We start from the raw sequence: 20034 nt of genomic DNA on the forward strand, positions 1-20034 counted from the left end.
CGGGCCGCGGCGCGCGCCCCGGTCCCGGTCTCGGTGCGCCCCGGCGTGGCCGAGGACCTCGACCTCGACGACGCCTCGTTCGACGTCGCGGTGGCGTCGCTGGTGCTGTGCTCGGTGCGCGACCCCGTCCGCGCGCTGGCCGAGCTGCGGCGGGTCCTGCGGCCCGGCGGCGAGCTGCGCTACTACGAGCACGTCCGCGGCCGGACGGCCGGGAAGATCCGCTTCCAGCGCTGGGCCGACCTCGGCTGGCCGCTCATCGCGGGCGGCTGCCGGCTCTCCCGCCGGACGGACGAGTGGATCGCCGGCGCCGGCTTCACCGTCCGCGGCGAGCGCCGCTTCGAGTTCCCGGCGACGCGGATGCCGAATCCGGCCTCGCCCCACGTCCTCGGGATCGCCGTCCGGGACTGAGCCCTGACCGGGCGCCCGGAAACGACCGTCCGTAACCCCGCCGTCCGGAATAAGGTCCTTCCCTTGGGGAAGATCACCCAGCATGACTACACCGGGTAGCGGACCGCCTACAGCGGCACAGGGAAGTTCCGAGGGCCCGTCCCATTCGGCCGCCACCGCCGCCCTGCTCGCGGGCGCGGCGGCGCTCGGCGGGTTCCTCTTCGGCTACGACTCGTCGGTCATCAACGGGACCGTCGACGCGCTCAAGGACCAGTTCCACCTGAGCTCGTTCGTCGTCGGCTTCGTCGTGTCGAGCGCGCTGCTCGGCTGCGCCGCCGGCGCCTGGTTCGCCGGGCCGCTCGGCGACCGGATCGGCCGGGTGCGGGTCATGCTCATCGCCGCGACGCTGTTCGTGATCAGCTCGCTCGGCTCGGCGTTCGCCTTCAACGCGGTCGACCTGACGTTCTGGCGCGTCGTCGGCGGCCTCGCGATCGGCGCGGCGTCGGTCATCGCGCCCGCCTACATCGCCGAGATCGCGCCCGCCGAGCTGCGCGGCCGGCTCGGCTCGCTCCAGCAGATGGCCATCGTGCTCGGCATCTTCGCCGCCCTGGTCGTCGACTACGTCATCGCCCGCGTGTCGGACGGCGGCGCGACCGGGACGTTCCCCTGGGGCGGCAGCGCCTGGCGCTGGATGTTCGCGAGCGCCATCGTCCCGGCGGTGATGTACGGCGTCATCGCCACGACGATCCCCGAGTCGCCGCGCTACCTGGTCAAGAAGCACGACATGGCGCGGGCCCGGCAGGTGCTGGCCCGCGTCATGGGCCGCGGGGACGTCGACACCAAGATCAGCGAGATCGTCCGCTCGATCGCCGCGGACCGCCCGGTCCACCTGCGCGACCTGCGCGGGTCCCGGCTCGGCCTGCTGTCCATCGTCTGGGTCGGCATCCTGCTGTCGGTGTTCCAGCAGTTCGTCGGCATCAACGTGATCTTCTACTACTCGTCCTCGCTGTGGCAGGCGGCGGGGATGAGCGAGGACGACGCCATGCTCACCTCCGTGATCAACTCGGTGGTGAACGTGGTGTCCACGCTGGTGGCCATCGCGCTCGTCGACCGGGTCGGGCGCCGGCCGCTGCTGCTCTCGGGCGCGTTCGGCATGGCGGTCACCCTCGCGATCCTGACCTTCTGCTTCGCCACCGCCCCCGTGGTGGACGGCGACCCGCACCTCGGGGACGTCGCCGGGCCCGTCGCGCTCGTCGCCGCGAACGTCTACGTGTTCTCGTTCGCCGCCACGTGGGGCCCGGTGGTGTGGGTGATGCTCGGCGAGATGTTCAACAACTTCATCCGCGCCTCGGCCCTGGCGGTCGCCGCCGCGGCCCAGTGGATCGCCAACTGGATCATCACCACGACCTTCCCCGGCATCTCCGGCTTCTCGCTGGGCCTGGCGTACGGCCTGTACACCCTGTTCTCCGTGCTGGCGTTCTTCTTCGTGATCCGGGCCGTCCCGGAGACCAAGGGGCGCGAGCTGGAGGACATGGACCGGCTCGCCGCCCCGCGGGCCCGCGCGTGACCGCGCGCACCGCCGCCGGCCGCTGAAGATCATGATGCCGATGGGCTACAGTGGTGCCATGCGCGCCGCGTTCGAGACGACGACGCCGGGTCCCTCCCGGCGCGGCGGCCGCGTGCACTGACATCTGCGAGCGGTGAGGCCCCGGGAGCGATCCCGGGGCCTCACCGCTTTCCGGGGTCGCCGCGGGGGGCCGCGCCGCGTGACGACAGGAGAGCGCGATGGAGCCGGATGCGACCGGGCGCGGGCCCGAGTCGATAGCATCTCAGTCCGCCGACCCCGAACCACCATCACGAGGAGTACCCGTGTCCACCGTGTCCGAGCTGCGCATCACCCTCGACGGGAGCGAGCGGGCGGTGCCCGCCGGCGCGACCGCCGGGGAGGCGCTGGGAGCCGACGGGCGCACCGTGATCGCCGCCCGGGTCAACGGGGAGCTGCGCGACCTCACCGCGCCGCTGCGGGACGGCGACGCCGTCGAGCCGGTCGAGATCGGCTCGGCCGACGGCCGGGCGATCATGCGGCACTCCGCCGCGCACGTGATGGCGCAGGCCGTCCAGGAGCTGTTCCCGGACGCGCGGCTCGGCATCGGCCCGCCCGTCGAGAACGGGTTCTACTACGACTTCGACGTCGCCGAGCCGTTCACCCCCGACGACCTCAAGCGCGTCGAGAAGCGGATGCGCGAGATCGTCAAGCAGGGCCAGCGGTTCTCCCGGCGGCCCGTCACCGACGAGGAGGCCCGCGCCGAGCTGGCCGCCGAGCCCTACAAGCTGGAGCTGATCGGCCTGAAGGGCGGCGGCGCGGCGGACGCCGCCGACGGCGCCGACGTCGAGGTGGGCGGCGGCGAGCTGACCATCTACGACAACCTGGACGCCAAGACCGGCGACCTGCGCTGGAAGGACCTGTGCCGCGGGCCGCACCTGCCGACCACCCGCGTCATCCCGGCGTTCAAGCTGATGCGCACCGGCGGCGCCTACTGGCGCGGCAGCGAGAAGAACCCGCAGCTCCAGCGGATCTACGGCACCGCCTGGGAGTCGCGCGAGAAGCAGGACGAGTACCTCAGGCTGCTGGAGGAGGCCGAGAAGCGCGACCACCGCAGGCTCGGCGCCGAGCTCGACCTGTTCTCGTTCCCCAACGAGATCGGCAGCGGCCTCGCCGTCTTCCACCCCAAGGGCGGCGTCGTCCGCAGGGTCATGGAGGACTACTCGCGCCGCCGGCACGAGGACGCGGGCTACGAGTTCGTCAACACCCCGCACATCACCAAGGGCAACCTGTTCGAGATCTCCGGGCACCTCGGCTGGTACAAGGACGACATGTTCCCGCCCATGGAGGTGGACGGGGGCGACTACTACCTCAAGCCGATGAACTGCCCGATGCACAACCTGATCTTCAGGGCGCGCGGGCGGTCCTACCGCGAGCTGCCGCTGCGGCTGTTCGAGTTCGGCTCGGTCTACCGGTTCGAGAAGTCGGGCGTCGTGCACGGCCTCACCCGCGTCCGCGGCATGACCCAGGACGACGCGCACATCTACTGCACCCGCGAGCAGATGATCGACGAGCTCAAGAGCCTGCTCACCTTCGTGCTCGACCTGCTCCGCGACTACGGGCTGAACGAGTTCTACCTGGAGCTGTCCACCCGGGACGACTCGGAGAAGTTCATCGGCGCCGAGGAGGACTGGGCCGAGGCGACCGCCGCGCTCCAGGAGGCCGCCGACGCCTCCGGGCTCGACCTGGTCGCCGACCCGGGGGGCGCTGCCTTCTACGGCCCGAAGATCTCGGTGCAGGCCAAGGACGCGATCGGGCGCACCTGGCAGCTGTCCACCATCCAGGTCGACTTCAACCAGCCCAAGCGGTTCGAGCTGGAGTACCAGGCCGCCGACGGCACCCGCAAGCAGCCCGTCATGATCCACCGGGCGCTGTTCGGGTCGATCGAGCGGTTCTTCGGCGTGCTGCTGGAGCACTACGCGGGCGCGATGCCGCCGTGGCTGGCGCCGGTGCAGGCGGTCGGCATCCCGATCGGCGACGCGCACGTCCCGCACCTGGAGCGGGTCGCCGAGCGGCTGCGCGAGCGCGGGATCCGGTTCGAGCTGGACTCCTCGTCCGACCGGATGCAGAAGAAGATCCGCAACGCGCAGAAGCAGAAGGTCCCCTACATGCTGCTGGCGGGCGACGAGGACGTCGCCAAGGACGCGGTGTCGTTCCGCTACCGCAGCGGCGAGCAGAAGAACGGCGTCCCGATCGACGACGCCGTCGAGGAGATCGTCAAGGCCGTCGAGGCGCGCGTCCAGATCTGAGCCGCCGCGGGCCCGGGGCGCTCCCCGGGCCCGGCGGCGACGTGCGGGTTCACCGCCGCGGGAGTGGGCGGGCCCCGGAGTTGGTAGCCTCGGCGGTCACGTGCGACGACCGGGGAGACAGCGCAGATGAAGTCCAGGAGGCCCGCGAGGGGCGCGAAGCCCGTCCTCGCCAGGGTCGCCGGTTACGGAGGCGCGGTCCTGCTCGTGGTCGCGGCCGTCGTGGTGCTCCTCATGCCGCTGATCGGCAAGGACGGGAAGGGCACGGCCGCCGGGGCCCGCGGCACCGCGAGCGCCGGCGCCACGCCCGCGACCGGGCAGACGCTCCTCCCGGGCGGCTCGGTCCCGTCCGCCACCACGACCAACCCGGCGCCCCAGCAGAACCGGAGCGGCCAGCCCTACCCGAGCGGCGGCGCCACCGGGGGCGGGCCGCAGATCCCCAGCCAGAACGGCTCCGCCACGATCACCTGGTGCCCGCAGGGGACGGCCTACTACCGCGCGGCCGCCACCACGGTCGAGGTCGTCATCACCGTCGCCTCCAGCGGCGCGATCCGGGCCGAGCTGACCCTGGAGGGCCGCGCCCCGCAGTCCAAGCAGACCACGGTCCGGGGCGGGGCACCGCACACCTTCACGTTCACCGGCGTACCGGCGCACCTCGTCCAGCGCGTCAAGGTCACCACCGTGTCGGTCGGGGTGTCCATGCAGACCTGCTACGCGCGGGCCGCCTGACGCCGGACGGTCACCGGGAGCGGGGGCCGGGCATGCGGACGTCCTCGACCGCGACGTTGACCGCCGCCACCCGCATCCCGAGCATCAGGCCCGCGACCCGCGCCACGTTCGCCTTGACCACGGTCGCCACGTCCATGATCACGCTGCCGTACTCGACGGCGATGCCGAGGTCGAGCGTCACCTCGTCGTCGTGGAGCCGGATCCGGACGCCGCCCGCGGCCGGCTCCGGGCGGCGGAGCGGCTCCGCCCCCTGCGCGGCCCCCTGCGCCGAAACGGGGCCCGGCGCGGGCCCTGGTCCGGGGCCCGGGCGCCCGGTCAGCGCGACGACCCCCGCCACCTCCAGCGCGGCGATCGCGGCGATCTTCTCGATCACCTCGTCCTCGATCGTGATGCGGCCCTCCACGGCCCGTCCCGTCCCAACGGCCTCCGCGTCCGGCCCGTCCGGCGGCCCGTCGCCGGAGGGCCTGCCGCCCTGCGCCGGCATGGCGTGCGGGGCGGGCGCATGCGGTGCCGGCACGTACGGCGGCGGCGCCGACCCCCCGGACGGACCCGCCGCGCCGCCTCCCGCAGGAACGGGCGCAGGAACGGGCGCCGGGCCGGGCGGGGGAGGGCTCGGTGGGGCGGAAAGCGGCATACCGGTCGGCAACGGCGGGTCGTGCGGACTCTGGCCCGGACCGGGCCGTCCGGGTGACCCCGGCGGCCCCTGCTGGCCGGACTGGCCCGGCTGGCCCGCCTGGCCCGGCGCGCCCGGGAAGTAGGGCATGGACCTGACCTCGGAGGGCGGCTCCCCGCCGTTCCCGGAATAGCCCTTGTCGAGCTCGGTCATGATCGCTCCCCTGGATCGGTTGGGTGACCATGGTGTCGGAGGGACCCGTGAGACGTCACGGAAGTGGGGATTTGCGGGCGCGTCCCGGCCGCCGGGGAGCCCGGCTGCGGATTCCCCCGGCTCCCTCTCTATGCTGCTGGTCAGGCCGTGAACAAAAGGAGACCGCCGCCTTGAGCGCAGAGCCGGACAAGCCCGTGGTGCAGCGGGGGCGCGACGACGCGCCCGGTGCGGAGGCCGGGAGCGAGCAGCGGCCCCGCCTTGAGGAGGAGCGGGGCGGCGCGGGCGTCGCCGACAACTTCCAGCGACTGTGGACCCCGCACCGGATGGCCTACATCAAGGGCGAGAACAAGCCCAGCGGGGCCGGGGCCGGCGAGGGCTGCCCGTTCTGCGAGATCCCCGCGATGAGCGACGAGGAGGGCCTGGTCGTCGCCCGCGGCCGGTCGGTCTTCGCGGTGCTCAACCTCTACCCCTACAACTCCGGGCACCTGATGGTCGTCCCGTACCGGCACGTCGCCGACTACGCCGACCTCGACGAGCCGGAGTTCTCGGAGCTCGCGGTGTTCACCCAGCGCGCGCTGGCGGCGCTGCGCAAGGCCAGCGGCGCGCAGGGGTTCAACGTCGGGATGAACCTCGGCCTGGTCGCCGGGGCGGGGATCGCGGCGCACCTGCACCAGCACGTCGTCCCGCGGTGGGGCGGCGACACCAACTTCATGCCGGTCGTCGGGCACACCAAGGTGCTCCCGCAGCTGCTGCGCGACACCCGGCAGATGCTCGCCGACGCCTGGCCGCAGGACGCCTGAGCCCATGTGCCCCGTGGCGCGACGCGAGCGGCCGGTCCTGGTCTACGACGGCGACTGCGGCTTCTGCACGTCCTGCGTGCGGTTCCTGGAGCGGTACGTGCCGGTGGACGCGGAAATCGTCGCCTTCCAGTTCGCCGACCTCGACGCGCTCGGGACGACGGCGGAGCGCGCCGAGCACGAGGTGCTGTGGGTCGACCGCGCCGGACGGGTCAGCGGGGGAGCGGAGGCGATCGGACGACTGCTGACGGCCGCCGGCGGCGCGTGGCGGGCGGTAGGCGTGGCCATGCGGATCGCGCCCGCGAGCTGGGCCGCCCACCTGCTCTACCGGCTCGTCGCTAACAACCGGCAGCGGATGCCGGGCGGTACGGCGGCGTGCGCGCTCCCCGCCGCCCGGCGCCCGGGGGCTGCGGACCGCGGCTGAGCCTCAGCCTTTCGCGGGCTCCTCGGACACCGGCCCCACCGGCACCGGCTCTCCGGACGCGGGCCGTCCGGACGCCGGGGCGAGGAGGGCGCGGACGCGTCCGGGCAGCAGGCCGGTCAGCCGCTCCAGCGGCAGGAACGCGGCCAGCCAGATCGCGTGCGGCAGGAAGTGGATGGTCATCAGCGCGTACGTGACCGCGTGGAAGCCCGCGAAGAACAGGACCAGCGCGTAGAGGGGCCGCCCGCGCAGGAACAGCAGCGCCGGGGACGTCGCCTCCGCCAGGAGCATGAACCACTGGCTGATCTTCAGGACCAGCGGGTACCCGATGAACATCCGGCCGAACGGGGTGCCGCGGCGGGCCAGCGCCCACTGGACGGTCGCGCCGTTCGGCCAGGCGGGGAACCCGCCGATGCGGACCTTGGCCCACGCCGACAGGAAGTAGGCGGCGACCACCGAGACCTGGATGCACCGCACCGACCAGGCGGACGCCTCGCAGCCGCGCTCGTCGTCGACCCGGGCGCGTCCGACGCTCGGCAGCACGAACAGGGCGATGATCAGCGCCAGGTGGTCGTGGTCGACCTTGCCGTAGGACATGCTGATCGTGACCCACCAGAGGTACCCGCAGGCGGCGGCGTAGCCGGTGAGCCGCGGCAGCACGCGGCCCGTCGCGGCCACGAGCCCGGCCGCGACGGTCACCACCAGCAGCGTGTACATGGCGCCCGGCGTCGGCGCGGGCAGGTGCAGCCAGCGCGCCAGCCGGACGGGCTGGTACAGGTCGGCGGGCAGCCGCGCGTGCGCCATCGAGCTGCTGGTCAGCAGCAGCATGTCGAACGGCAGGAACCCGTACCCGATGATCCGCAGCCAGGCGATCCTGGCCCGCGGCACCGGGCCGTACCACCAGCGGCCCCAGGGCGTCCGCCGCGGGGCGGCCGCGGGCGGCGGCGCGGACACGGGCCGGGGCGTCTCCGGCGTCGCGGCGGCGGTCACCGGACGTCCCAGACGACGCGGTCGGTCCTCGTGGTCGCCACGACCTTGCCGTGCTTCAGCGTCTGGACCTGTTTCACGATGTAGATCCTGGTCAGTCTGGGCTCGTGGGGATGCAGCCTCCGCTGGCCGTCGGCGATGCCCTGGAGCAGGGACGGGTCGCGGACGAGCCGGTCCATCTGGCCCTCGATCTCGGCGCGCTTCATGCCCGACCCCACGGCGTCCATGGACAGCTTGACGTGCTGCCCCGCCGCGGTGTCGGCCTCCAGCCAGTGGGAGTGGATCTCTCCGCCGTCGTTCTTCACCGAGAACGCGAACTGGGTCATGGGCCCGAAGGGGAAGTCGTCGTCGGCGCCGTACGCGCTCGTGTAGAACAGGGCGGCGATGCCCGTGGCGGCGGCCGCGGACCGCCACAGCCGGGCGCCGGTGCCGAGTCGGAGGGCCGGAAGGTGCATCCGGACAGCCTAGAGCCGCGCCCGAGGGGGAGGGGGCGCGAGCGGCGCCGCACGGGCCGGGCGGGCCGGGCGGCGCTTCGGGGCGGCGGCCTGGCGGAGCTCGGAGACGGTGACGAACTCGAAGCCCCGGCCCCGCAGGCCCCGGATCATGGCGGGCAGCTGCTGCACGGCGACCTTGCGGCTCGGCGCGCCGACGTCGTGCGCGAGGAGGATCGTGCCGGGCCGGGCGTTGTCCACCACGGCGTCCACGAGCTCGCCGGGGCTCCCGCGTAGCCGGCGGTCCTGCACGAGCAGCGACCAGAGCGCGATGTCGTATCCGTGCTCGGCGGCGACCTGGAGGGTGGTGCCGCCGAGCCGCCCCCACGGCGGGCGCAGCAGCGTCGCCTCCCGGCCGGTGACCGCCTTGATCGCCGCGTGCGTGCGGTGAATGGAGCGGTAGGCGTGCGCGTGGCTCAGCCGGGAGAGGTCGTCGTGCCGCCAGGTGTGGTTGCCGATCTCGTGCCGGCCGAGGCGGCCGTGGACGAGCCGGGCGTTGCGGACCAGGCGCTCGCCCACGACGAAGAAGGTCGCGGGCACCTTCTCGGCCTCCAGCGCGTCGAGGGCCTGTGGAGTCCATCGCTGCATGGGCCCGTCGTCGAAGGTCAGCGCGACGAGCCTGCGGTCGGTGTCGACGGCCCAGACGACGTCGACCTGGCGGCCCGGCTGCTGCCACGAGTCCACCGAGGCGGCGGACGCGGGCGTCGGCGGGTCCTGCCGCTGCCACTCCTGCTCGCCCGCGACCCCGGCGCCGCCGGCGAGCAGCCCGCCCGCGGCGAGGCCGAGGCCCTTGAGCACCCTGCGGCGGCCCGGCCCCCCGGAACGCCGTCCCACCCCCGCGTCGTCCATAGCGAAATCAGCGTTTCATGGCGATTCGCGAAGATCATCGGTCTGACGGCCGAATCGCGGCTCACACTCCGGTATGAGGGCCGGGCGCCCGGAGGATGAGGCGCGCCGGGGCCCGCTGAGCGGGACGGCGGACGCCCGCGGGCGACAGTCCCTGTCTCGCGCGGGAGAGGCGCGGTCGCGAGAGGGGACGGGCCGCGCGCTTGCCGGGCCCGTCCCCGTCCCGCGGGACCAGTCCTAGCTGTCCTTGGACCCGGCGGCGACCTTCTCGGCCAGGTGCGAGGGAAGCGGCTCGTACCGCAGGAACCCGCGGTCGAACGTGCCGGTGCCCTGCGACATGGACCGCAGGTCGATCGCGTACCGGATGATCTCCAGCTGGGGCACCTCCGCCTTGATCATCGTGCGGCCGCCCGGCACTGACTCCGAGCCGAGGACCCGGCCGCGCCGCGAGGTCAGGTCCGACATGACCGCCCCGACGTACTCGTCGGCGACGAGGACGGCCACCTCGTCCACCGGCTCCAGCAGCAGGATCGGCACCGAGCCCGCCGCGTCCTTCAGGGCGAGCGCCCCGGCGGCCTGGAAGGCCATGTCGGAGGAGTCCACCGAGTGGGCCTTGCCGTCGTGCAGGACGACCCTGATGTCCACCAGCGGGTACCCGGCGGACACGCCGCGCAGCATCTGCTGCCGGACGCCCTTCTCGACCGACGGGATGAACTGCCGCGGCACGACCCCGCCGACGATCTTGTCGACGAACTCGAACCCGGAGCCGGACGGCAGCGGCTCCACGTCGATGTGGCAGATGCCGTACTGGCCGTGCCCGCCGCTCTGCTTGACGTGCCGGCCGAGGCCCTTGGCGCGGCCGCCGAACGTCTCGCGCAGCGGCACCCGCAGCTCCACCCGCTCGACCTCGACGCCGTAGCGCGTCCTCAGCCGGTCGATCAGCACGTCGGCGTGCGCCTCGCCCATGCACCACAGCACGAGCTGGCGCGTCTCGGCGTTGTTCTCCAGCCGGAGCGTCGGGTCCTCGGCCACGAGCCGGCCGAGCGCCTGGCTGAGCTTGTCCTCGTCGGCCTTGGACTTCGCCCGGATCGCCACCGGCAGCAGCGGGTCGGGCATCGACCAGGGCGCCATCAGCATCGGCGACGCGGGATCGGAGAGCGTGTCGCCCGTCTCGGCGCGGCTCAGCTTCGCCACGGCGCAGATGTCGCCCGCGATGCAGGACGACGCGGTGCGCTGGAGCTTGCCCAGCGGGGACGTGAGGGCCCCGACCCGCTCGTCCACGTCGTGGTCCTCGTGCCCGCGGTCCGCCATGCCGTGCCCGGAGACGTGGACGACGGTGTCCGGGCGCAGGGTCCCGGAGAACACGCGCACCAGCGAGATCCGCCCGACGTAGGGGTCGGAGGTGGTCTTGACGACCTCGGCGACCAGCGGCCCGCCGGGGTCGCAGCCGATCTCCTTGGGCGGCCCGCCCTTGATCGAGGTGACCGGCGGGATCCCGTGCTCCAGCGGCGACGGGAACGCCTGCGTGATCACTTCGAGGAGCTCCAGCATGCCGATCACGGGCCCGGGGTGGTCGCCGTGCGGGACGGACGTGGCCAGCACCGGGTAGAAGGTGCCCCGCGCGACGGCGGTTTCCAGGTCCTCGATGAGCGCCTTGACGTCGATCTCCTCACCGGACAGGTACCGGTCCATGAGGGTCTCGTCCTCGCTCTCCTGGATGATGCCCTCGATCAGCGACGCCCGCTGCTCGCCGATCTGCTCCAGGTAGCGGGGGTCCGGCATGCACTCGGTGCGCTCGCCGGACGAGTAGTCGAGGCAGCGCTGGGTGAGCAGGCCGATCAGGCCCGTGAGCCCGCCGTCCCCGGCGGCGGGGAAGTACAGCGGGAGCACGCCCTCCCCGAAGGCGTCCTGGCAGCTCAGGACCACGTCGTCGAAGTCGCCGCGCTGCTGGTCGATCTTGGTGATGACGACCGCGCGGGGCATCCGGACCGCCGCGCACTCCTCCCAGAGCATCCGGGTGAGGCCGTCGATGCCGTCCACGGCCGAGATCACGAACAGCGCCGCGTCGGCGGCGCGGAGCCCGGCCCGCAGGTCGCCGACGAAGTCGGCGTACCCCGGCGTGTCGATCAGGTTGATCTTGATGTCGCCGTGCGTGAACGGCGCGAGCGCGAGGTTGACCGAGCGCTGCTGGCGCACCTCGACCTCGTCGAAGTCGCTGACGGTGGTGCCGTCCTCGACCCGGCCCGCCCGCTGGATCGTGCCCGTGGCGGCGAGCAGCGCCTCCACGAGCGTGGTCTTGCCCGCCCCCGAATGGCCGACCAGCGCGACATTGCGCACCCTGTCGCACCCGCCGGCCTCCGGTGCCCTGCCGGGGGCTCCCGGGTGGCCTCCCTTGTCCGCCATGACTACCTCCTCGGACGGGTCTCCGCGCGGAGGCCCGCGTGCGGCTGGGGCCCGGCCCGGCGGGCCCGGCCCTGACGTCCGAGTGCGGCGTCCGACCTCGTCCAACGCGCGTGACCGACGTCACACCCGTGTCAATACCCTTTCCCGTGAAGGGCAGGATCACAAGGGGTGAATTCCGAACTTCCGCGTTCGGCCCCGCCGCGCGGGCCGGGACCGGGCATGGCCACCGGCGGGCGGCGCGCGCACTACGATTGGGCGCGCCGCGGCGGCCCGCGGGGGGCCTTCCACCCGACCTCACGAGAACGGACGGCGATGCTCAACAGAATCAGGCCCGCGCTGGGGCGCGTTCTGACCCCGATCGGACGGGCGGTCGCGCGGACCGGTGTCTCGCCGAACGCCATCACCGTCATCGGGACGGTCGGCGTCGCCGCCGGCGCGCTCGTCCTGTTCCCGCGCGGGGAGTTCTTCTGGGGCACGATGGTCATCACCGCCTTCGTGCTGTTCGACATGCTGGACGGCGCCGTCGCGCGGGTCACCGGCAAGATCTCCAAGTTCGGCGCGTTCCTGGACTCCACGATGGACCGGGTCGCCGACGCCGCGATCTTCTCCGGGCTGATGATCGGCCTCTACCGGGACGGGCAGGAGCCGCTCGCCGCGGTCGCCCTGTACTGCCTGGTGTCCGGCGTCGTGGTGTCGTACGCGAAGGCGCGGGCGGAGGGGCTCGGCTACACCTGCAACGTGGGCATCGCCGAGCGGGCCGAGCGGCTGATCGTCGCGCTGGTGGCCGCCGGCCTCGACGGGCTCGACGTCCCCTACATCCTCGCGCTGGCCTTGTGGGTCCTGGCCGCGCTGAGTACGGTCACGGTGGGCCAGCGGTTCGCCACGGTCTACGCCCAGGCCAAGGCCGACCCGTCCCCGCAGCCCGCCGCAGCCCGCCCGCCCGCCGAGCCGGCGCCCGGCGGGGAACGGACCGCCGCGAGGACGGGCCCGGAGCGCCGGAGATGACCGTGCCCCTCCGCGACGAGGTGATGGACGCCGCGTACGCGATGGGCTGGACGGTCGTCCGCAAGATGCCCGAGGGCGCCGCGAGGCTGGCGTTCGCGGCGCTCGCCGACCGGACCTGGCACCAGTACGGCAAGGGCGTCCGCCAGCTGGAGCGGAACCTGTGCCGCGTCCTCGGCAAGGACGCGGTCGACGACGAGGTCCGCGTCCTCAGCAAGAAGGTGCTGCGGTCGTACTTCCGGTACTGGCTGGAGGTGTTCCGGCTGCCCGAGTACGACCGGGAGCGGATCCTCGGCCGGATGCGCGTCACCGGCGAGAAGAAGATCTTCGCGAACCTCGACGCCGGGCGCGGGGTGATCCTCGCGCTGCCCCACATGGGCAACTACGAGCACGCGGGCGCCTGGCTCGTGCACAACGGGTACCCGTTCACCACCGTCGCCGAGCGGCTCAGGCCGGAGTCGCTGTTCGACCGGTTCGTCGAGTTCCGCGAGAGCCTCGGCATGGAGGTGCTGCCGCACCGCGGCGCCTCGGCGTACGGGCGGATGGCCCAGCGGCTGCGCGCCGGCCGCCCGGTGTGCCTGGTCGTCGACCGCGACCTCACCGAGAGCGGGATCAACGTCGAGTTCTTCGGCGCGACCGCCCGGATGCCGGCGGTCTCGGCCGCGCTCGCGATCCAGACCGGGGCGGCCCTCATCCCCGTGACGCTGTGGTACGAAGGCCAGTACTGGGCGGCGCGCGTGCACGAGGAGATCCCCGTCCCCGAGACGGGCACCAGGCAGGAGAAGATCCAGGCCATGACCCAGGAGCTGGCGTCGGAGTTCCAGGAGGGCATCGCCGCCCACCCCGAGGACTGGCACATGCTGCAGAAGGTCTGGGTGGAGGACCTCGCGGAGGCCGGCCGGTGAGGATCGGCATCGTGTGCCCCTACACCTGGAACGTCCCCGGCGGCGTCCAGCAGCACATCCGCGACCTCGCCGAGGCGCTCACGGCCCTCGGCCACCGCGTCTCGGTGATCACGCCGGCCGACGACGACGCCGAGCTCCCGCCCTACGCGGTCTCGGCCGGGCGCGCCGTCCCCGTCCCCTACAACGGCTCGGTGGCCCGGCTCGCGTTCGGGTTCCTGTCCGCGGGACGGGTGCGGCGCTGGATCAACGAGGGCGGCTTCGACGTGCTGCACGTCCACGAGCCCGCGGCGCCGTCGCTCGGCCTGCTGGCCTGCTGGGCCGCCGACGGCCCGATCGTCGGCACGTTCCACGCGTCCTACGAGAAGTCGCGCGTGGTGTCGGTCACCGCGCCGATCCTGCAGAGCGCCCTGGAGAAGATCACCGGACGCATCGCGGTGTCGGAGGCGGCCCGCACCACGCTCGTCGAGCACCTCGGCGGCGACGCCGTGCTGATCCCGAACGGGGTCGCGACCGAGCGGTACGCGATGGCCGAGCCGCTGCCGGGCTGGCAGGGCCGCGGTGACGGGGCCCGGGAGGACGGCGGCGCGCTCGGCTTCCTCGGCCGCATGGACGAGCCCCGCAAGGGCCTCCAGGTCCTGCTGCGCGCCTTCGAGATCCTCGGCCGGGAGCGGCCGGGGCTGCGGCTGCTGCTCGCCGGGCCCGGCGACGCCGACGACGTGGCGGCCCGGGTCTCGCCCGAGCTCCGCGACCGCGTCGTCGTGCTCGGCATGGTCAGCGAGGAGGACAAGGTCCGCGCCTACCACTCGGTGGACGTGTTCGTCGCCCCGAACCTCGGCGGGGAGAGCTTCGGCATCGTGCTCGCCGAGGCGATGTCGGCGGGCGCGCCCATCCTCGCCAGCGACATCGAGGCGTTCGACCGGGTGCTGCGCGGCGGGCGCGCCGGGGCGCTGTTCCCCGCCGGCGACGAGCGGGCACTGGCCGCGGCCGCCGGCGAGCTGCTGGACGACCCGGCGCGGCGCAAGCAGCTGTCGGCCGAGGCCCGCGCCGCCGTCCGCGCCTACGACTGGTCGTCGGTCGCGCGCGACGTCCTCCGCGTCTACGAGACGGTCGCGATCGGCGACGCCGGCGTCGTCGAGTCCGGGCTCGGCGCGTAGGGGCCGGGGCGATGTCCTACGACTGGATCATCGACGTCCTGTTCTGGATCGCCGTCGTCTTCCTCGTCGGCGTGTACGTGTCGTGGCGGGCGACCCGGCTGGACCGGCTGCACGTCCGCGTCGAGACGGCCCGCGCGGCGCTGGACGCGGCGCTCGTCCGGCGGGCCGCGGCCGCGCTGGAGCTCGCCGCGTCCCGGCTGCTCGACCCGGCCGCCAGCCTGGTGCTGGCCACGGCCGCGCACGAGGCGCGCACCGCCGACGCCGAGAACCGGGAGTTCGCCGAGAGCGACCTGTCGCGGGCGCTGCGCGCCGTCGTGGACCAGCCCGGGTTCGCCGGGACGCTGGCCGCCCGCGGCGACGGCGACGGCAAGTCCGTCCTGGACGAGCTGTCCTCGGCCGCGGCGAAGGTCGCCTACGCCCGGCGCTTCTACAACGACGCGGTCGCCCAGGCGCGGATCGCGCGGCGCAAGCTCCTCATCCGGATCCTGCCCCTCGCGGGCCGGGCGCCGCTGCCCGGCTTCTTCGAGATCGACGACGATCCGCCCGGGATCTGACCGTCCCGCGCCCTCCCGCCCGTACCGCCTGGCAGGCGGGCGCACGGGAAATCGTTCGCTACCCTCTGGCTGGTCGCTCTAGGGAGGCTCACATCGTGCTCAGCGCGTGGCAGACAACGGTCCGGGGCCGGACGGCGGCGGGGCTCGGCGCCCTAGCCCTCGGCGCCGCCCTGTCGGCCTGCTCGGGCCCGGCCGGCGCCGAGCGCGCCGACCCGCCGGGAGCCCCGGGCGCCTCGGACGGGGCGGCGTCCGGCACGCCGGCCCCGGCGACGCACCCGTTCAACGGAGGCACCGCGGGGCTGACCAACCCCGTCCTCGCCGTGAAGATCGAGAACACCCGCCCGGCGCTGCCGCAGTCGGGCGTGTCGGCGGCCGACATCGTCTACGTCGAGCAGGTCGAGGGCGGCGAGACCCGGCTGATGGCCGTGTTCTCGTCCAGGCTCCCGAAGCGGGTCGGGCCCGTCCGCAGCGCCCGCATCTCCGACCTGCACATCCTGCCGCAGTTCGGCCGCCCCGCCTTTGCGTTCTCCGGCGTCCAGAGCAAGATGAAGAAGTACATCCGGCAGGCGCCGGTGTACGACATCTCCCAGGAGAACAGCGGTTCCGCCTATTTCCGCGCGGGGCCGAAGCCGATTCCCTACAACCTCTACGCCGACCCGAGGAACCTGCTCAAGCAGGCGCCGAACGCCACCGCGCCCCGCGACATCGGCTTCCGGTTCGGCGCCGCGCCCGCGGGCGGCACGCCGACGCGGTCCTTCACCGCCAAGTGGCCCGCCGCGACCATGGGCTTCACCTGGTCGGCCAAGGAGAAGCGCTGGCTGGCGAGCTGGGGCGGCCAGCCGGACATGGCCGCCGAGGGCGGCCGGCTCGGCGGCAAGACCGTGGTCATCCAGTACGCCAAGACGACCCGGTCGCGGTTCCACGACTTCCTCGGCAGCTACACGCCGCTGATCGGCACCACCGGGACGGGCCGCGCGCTCGTCCTGCGGGACGGCAAGGCCTTCGACGCCCGGTGGTCGCGGCCCTCCGAGAACCAGGGGACCACCTACACGGCCGCGGACGGCACGCCGATCACCTTCGCCCCGGGGCAGGTCTGGGTGGTTCTCGTCAACGACGGGAAGCCCTACATTCCGTGACGCGGCGGAATCCCCGAAGGTCATCGGTCATTCCGTAAGCGTCACCCCTCCGCGCTTGACACTCTGCAGGGTCGAGAGGTGGCGCTAGCAGGCAATATCATGGAAACCGACTTGTCGACCGTCCACGTGAGGAATGCCCGTGTCCACTTCCAGTCCCGCCCCGCAGAACGCCGCGCCCGAGACCGGGACCGCCCGCGTCAAGCGCGGCATGGCGGAGATGCTCAAGGGCGGCGTGATCATGGACGTCGTCACGCCCGACCAGGCGAAGATCGCCGAAGACGCCGGCGCGGTGGCCGTCATGGCCCTGGAGCGGGTCCCCGCCGACATCCGCGCCGAGGGCGGCATCTCCCGGATGAGCGACCCGGACATGATCGACGGGATCATCTCCGCGGTCTCCATCCCGGTCATGGCGAAGGCCCGCATCGGCCACTTCGTCGAGGCGCAGGTGCTCCAGGCGCTCGGCGTCGACTACGTGGACGAGTCCGAGGTCCTCACGCCGGCCGACTACGGGAACCACATCGACAAGTGGGCCTTCACCGTGCCGTTCGTGTGCGGCGCGACCAACCTCGGCGAGGCGCTGCGCCGCATCACCGAGGGCGCGGCCATGATCCGCTCCAAGGGCGAGGCCGGCACCGGCGACGTGTCCAACGCCACGACCCACATGCGCCAGATCCGGCAGGAGATCCGCAGGCTCCAGTCGCTGCCCGAGGACGAGCTGTACGTGGCGGCCAAGGAGCTCCAGGCCCCTTACGAGCTGGTCAAGGAGGTCGCGCAGGCGGGCAAGCTGCCCGTGGTGCTGTTCACCGCCGGCGGGATCGCCACCCCGGCCGACGCCGCCATGATGATGCAGCTCGGCGCCGAGGGCGTGTTCGTCGGCTCCGGCATCTTCAAGTCGGGCAACCCGGCGCAGCGTGCCGAGGCGATCGTGAAGGCCACCACCTTCCACGACGACCCGGACGTGATCGCCAAGGTGTCCCGCGGCCTCGGCGAGGCCATGGTCGGCATCAACGTCGCCTCGCTCGGCGAGGACCAGAAGTTCGCGGGCCGCGGCTGGTGAGCCGGCCGCGGTCCGGCCGGGCCCGCGGGCCCGGCCGGACCGGCCGCCCAGCCGGGTGACCAGGCGGATGAACGGCCGGGTGACCGGGCGGTTAGTTCGGATCCCCGCCTCGCAACCGCGCCGCCGAGGGATTACGCTGTCGGCGCGGCCGGTGGAGGGGAGTCCGGCACCGGCCCGGGGACGGCCCCCCGGCGGGGCGGCCCCGGGCGGCGCACGGCCGCGGGAGGGGAGAGCATGGCTTGGTCGGTCGCGCTGGCCTGCGCGAGCGCGGGTGAGCCCGCCGAGGTGTTCCGGCCGGGCCTCGCGCCCGATCCGGACGCGGCCGCGGCGATCGCCCGCGGCCTCTACCCGGCGGACACCCTCACCGAGACCGGTGACACGGTCCTGGACTTCGCGCTCTGGCCCTACGAGGACGAGCTGTTCGTCGGCGCGTTCGAGCGGGCGCTGCTGCTGTGCGACCGGCGGCTGTTCTGCCTCGACGACGACGCGCGCCGGATCGCCGACACCGCCGCCGCGGCCCTGCCCGGCTCGCGCTGCGGCGTGCTCGTCCTGCACAACGTCATCCGCGGCTGCTGGTTCCGCTGGTACGAGTCCGGCGCGCTGCTGCGCGACGTCTTCGTGACCGCCGAGGACGGCGTCGTCGTCGACCAGGGCGGCCGGCTGCCCGCCGAGCGCCCCTTCTGGGAGGCCATCGACGGGGGCGCCGCCGACGTCCCGCTGCCGTTCGACCCGGAGGAGTTCGGGCTCGCGCTCGCCGAGGCGCACATGTTCGGCCGGGGGATCGCCGACCGCGGCGAGGACGGGTTCCTGCCGCTGGAGCTGCCGCTCCGCCGCTTCAAGCACACCTAGGGCCGTTCCCGAGCCCGGAGCCGTCCCCGGGCGGCACGAGGGCGGCACGGCCGGTGCCCGCGGCACGGCCGATGCCCGCGGCAGGGCCGGTGCCCGGGAAGACCTGGCCCGTCCTGGAACGTTGTACGGAGCGTCCAGGATCGACGATGCTCGTCCTGGACCCCCCGTCCCCCGTACGACCCCCGGAAGGTTCCTTCGTGACTGCTGTCCCGACGATCGGTGTTCTCGCCCTCCAGGGCGACGTGCGCGAGCACGCGCGGGCGCTGGAGGGCGCCGGCGCGCGGACCCTGCCCGTGCGCCGCCCCGAGGAGCTCGACCGGATCGACGGGCTCGTCCTGCCCGGCGGCGAGTCCACGACCATGTGGCGGCTGGCGCGCGCGTTCGAGCTGCTCGAACCGCTGCGCAAGCGGATCGAGGCGGGCCTGCCCGCCTACGGCTCCTGCGCCGGTATGATCATGCTGGCGGACCGGATCCGGGACGGCGCGGCGGGGCAGGAGACCGTCGGCGGCATCGACATGACGGTGCGCCGCAACGCCTTCGGGCGGCAGGTCGACTCGTTCGAGTCCGAGGTCCCGCTGACCGGCATGGGGGACACGCCGTACCACGCCGTTTTCATCCGCGCGCCGTGGGTGGAGGCCGTCGGCGACGCCGTCGAGGTCCTCGGACGCGCCGAGGGCGGGGCGAACGCCGGTAGGATCGTCGCCGTCCGCCAGGGCCGCCTGATGGCGACCGCCTTCCACCCGGAGCTGACGGGCGACTTCCGTGTGCACCACTACTTCGCCGATCTGGTGCGCCGGGCGATGGTTGAGGAGGATTGACAGATGTCCGGCCATTCCAAATGGGCGACCACCAAGCACAAGAAGGCGGCCCTCGACGCCAAGCGGGGCAAGCTCTTCGCCAAGCTGATCAAGAACATCGAGGTCGCGGCGCGCACGGGCGGCGGCGACCCCGACGCCAACCCCACCCTGTACGACGCCATCTACAAGGCGAAGAAGAACTCGGTCCCCAACGACAACATCGAGCGCGCGCGCAAGCGCGGCGCCGGTGAGGAGGCCGGGGGCGCCGACTGGCAGAACATCACCTACGAGGGCTACGCCCCGGGCGGTGTCGCCGTGCTCATCGAGTGCCTGACCGACAACCGCAACCGCGCGGCCTCCGAGGTCCGCGTCGCGCTGACCCGCAACGGCGGCTCCCTCGCCGACCCGGGCTCGGTGTCCTACATGTTCACCCGCAAGGGCGTCGTCATCGTGCCGAAGAAGGGCACGAGCGAGGACGACGTCATGATGGCGGTGCTGGACGCGGGCGCCGAGGAGGTCAACGAGCTCGACGACGAGAACTTCGAGGTCGTCAGCGAGGCGGGCGACCTGGTCGCGGTCCGCACCGCGCTCCAGGACGCCGGCATCGACTACGAGTCGGCCGAGAGCAAGTTCCTCCCGAGCGTCACCGTCCCGCTGGACGAGGACAACGCCAAGAAGGTGTTCCGCCTCCTGGACGCGCTGGAGGACTCCGACGACGTCCAGGACGTCTACGCCAACTTCGACGTGAGCGACGAGGTCCTGGAGAAGATCGACGCCTGACGCGCCGCCGCCGGGCGCGACGGCGGCGCGCCGCGCTTGGTAGCGTTGCCGCAGCCGAACAGGT

At 73.3% G+C, this 20034-nt stretch carries 20 protein-coding genes; 15 read left to right on the forward strand and 5 right to left on the reverse strand.

Features of this window, described 5'->3' with window-relative positions:
* The 4 genes from E1300_RS31485 to E1300_RS31500 form a co-directional block, all read left to right on the forward strand.
* On the forward strand, positions 1-408 hold a 408-nt coding region (locus E1300_RS31485; RefSeq protein WP_131760744.1), incomplete at its 5' end, for a class I SAM-dependent methyltransferase.
* Positions 409-490: 82 nt separating this feature from the next.
* Complete coding sequence (locus E1300_RS31490; RefSeq protein ID WP_131760745.1) at positions 491-1954, forward strand: sugar porter family MFS transporter; 1464 nt, start codon at positions 491-493, stop codon at positions 1952-1954.
* Between the two features lie 302 nt (positions 1955-2256).
* A complete protein-coding gene (gene thrS, locus E1300_RS31495) occupies positions 2257-4239 on the forward strand; it encodes a threonine--tRNA ligase (protein WP_131760746.1) in 1983 nt (660 codons plus the stop codon).
* 126 nt (positions 4240-4365) lie between these two features.
* Entirely contained in the window at positions 4366-4965 is a 600-nt protein-coding gene (locus E1300_RS31500) for a hypothetical protein (protein ID WP_131760747.1), read from the forward strand.
* Between the two features lie 10 nt (positions 4966-4975).
* Here E1300_RS31500 and E1300_RS50435 read toward each other — a convergent pair whose 3' ends face one another.
* Complete coding sequence (locus tag E1300_RS50435) at positions 4976-5482, reverse strand: Asp23/Gls24 family envelope stress response protein (RefSeq protein WP_207400062.1); 507 nt, start codon at positions 5480-5482, stop codon at positions 4976-4978.
* Positions 5483-5961: 479 nt separating this feature from the next.
* On the opposite strand from E1300_RS50435, the gene E1300_RS31510 reads away from it, so the two are divergent.
* Together E1300_RS31510 and E1300_RS31515 are read left to right on the forward strand one after the other, a co-directional pair.
* Positions 5962-6591 (forward strand): HIT family protein, encoded by a 630-nt coding sequence (locus E1300_RS31510; protein WP_370785316.1) that lies wholly within the window; start codon positions 5962-5964, stop codon positions 6589-6591.
* Between the two features lie 13 nt (positions 6592-6604).
* Complete coding sequence (locus E1300_RS31515) at positions 6605-7012, forward strand: thiol-disulfide oxidoreductase DCC family protein (RefSeq protein ID WP_242619509.1); 408 nt, start codon at positions 6605-6607, stop codon at positions 7010-7012.
* Between the two features lie 3 nt (positions 7013-7015).
* On the opposite strand, the gene E1300_RS31520 is transcribed toward E1300_RS31515, so the two are convergent.
* From E1300_RS31520 to E1300_RS31535, 4 genes are all read right to left on the reverse strand, one after another.
* The gene (locus tag E1300_RS31520) at positions 7016-7999 is read right to left on the reverse strand and encodes an HTTM domain-containing protein (RefSeq protein WP_131760750.1); all 984 of its coding nucleotides are present in this window, start codon (positions 7997-7999) and stop codon (positions 7016-7018) included.
* Complete coding sequence (locus E1300_RS31525) at positions 7996-8451, reverse strand: hypothetical protein (protein WP_131760751.1); 456 nt, start codon at positions 8449-8451, stop codon at positions 7996-7998. The genes E1300_RS31520 and E1300_RS31525 overlap by 4 nt, the downstream gene beginning before the upstream one ends.
* A gap of 9 nt (positions 8452-8460) precedes the next feature.
* The gene (locus E1300_RS31530) at positions 8461-9336 is read right to left on the reverse strand and encodes a polysaccharide deacetylase family protein (RefSeq protein ID WP_131760752.1); all 876 of its coding nucleotides are present in this window, start codon (positions 9334-9336) and stop codon (positions 8461-8463) included.
* A gap of 234 nt (positions 9337-9570) precedes the next feature.
* On the reverse strand, positions 9571-11736 hold the full coding sequence (locus E1300_RS31535) for an elongation factor G-like protein EF-G2 (RefSeq protein WP_131760753.1): 2166 nt from the start codon (positions 11734-11736) through the stop codon (positions 9571-9573).
* 312 nt (positions 11737-12048) lie between these two features.
* Between E1300_RS31535 and pgsA the strand changes: the two genes are divergently transcribed.
* From pgsA to E1300_RS31580, 9 genes are all read left to right on the forward strand, one after another.
* Entirely contained in the window at positions 12049-12741 is a 693-nt protein-coding gene (gene pgsA / locus E1300_RS31540) for a phosphatidylinositol phosphate synthase (RefSeq protein WP_131760754.1), read from the forward strand.
* Positions 12738-13643 (forward strand): phosphatidylinositol mannoside acyltransferase, encoded by a 906-nt coding sequence (locus tag E1300_RS31545; protein WP_131760755.1) that lies wholly within the window; start codon positions 12738-12740, stop codon positions 13641-13643. The genes pgsA and E1300_RS31545 overlap by 4 nt, the downstream gene beginning before the upstream one ends.
* Positions 13640-14797, forward strand: a complete 1158-nt coding sequence (locus E1300_RS31550) for a glycosyltransferase family 4 protein (RefSeq protein ID WP_131760756.1) — start codon at positions 13640-13642, stop codon at positions 14795-14797. The genes E1300_RS31545 and E1300_RS31550 overlap by 4 nt, the downstream gene beginning before the upstream one ends.
* Before the next feature lie 11 nt (positions 14798-14808).
* On the forward strand, positions 14809-15351 hold the full coding sequence (locus E1300_RS31555) for a LemA family protein (protein WP_131760757.1): 543 nt from the start codon (positions 14809-14811) through the stop codon (positions 15349-15351).
* A gap of 95 nt (positions 15352-15446) precedes the next feature.
* The gene (locus E1300_RS31560; protein ID WP_131760758.1) at positions 15447-16487 is read left to right on the forward strand and encodes a DUF3048 domain-containing protein; all 1041 of its coding nucleotides are present in this window, start codon (positions 15447-15449) and stop codon (positions 16485-16487) included.
* Between the two features lie 133 nt (positions 16488-16620).
* Positions 16621-17544, forward strand: a complete 924-nt coding sequence (gene pdxS / locus E1300_RS31565) for a pyridoxal 5'-phosphate synthase lyase subunit PdxS (protein ID WP_131760759.1) — start codon at positions 16621-16623, stop codon at positions 17542-17544.
* Between the two features lie 234 nt (positions 17545-17778).
* On the forward strand, positions 17779-18393 hold the full coding sequence (locus tag E1300_RS31570) for a DUF6928 family protein (protein ID WP_131760760.1): 615 nt from the start codon (positions 17779-17781) through the stop codon (positions 18391-18393).
* A gap of 197 nt (positions 18394-18590) precedes the next feature.
* Positions 18591-19211 (forward strand): pyridoxal 5'-phosphate synthase glutaminase subunit PdxT, encoded by a 621-nt coding sequence (gene pdxT, locus E1300_RS31575; protein ID WP_131760761.1) that lies wholly within the window; start codon positions 18591-18593, stop codon positions 19209-19211.
* A gap of 3 nt (positions 19212-19214) precedes the next feature.
* Positions 19215-19970, forward strand: coding sequence for a YebC/PmpR family DNA-binding transcriptional regulator (locus E1300_RS31580; protein WP_131760762.1), 756 nt, complete (start codon positions 19215-19217; stop codon positions 19968-19970).
* Positions 19971-20034: the final 64 nt, after the last annotated feature.

The sequence above is a fragment of the Actinomadura fibrosa genome (assembly GCF_900659615.1).
GTDB lineage: Bacteria > Actinomycetota > Actinomycetes > Streptosporangiales > Streptosporangiaceae > Spirillospora > Spirillospora fibrosa.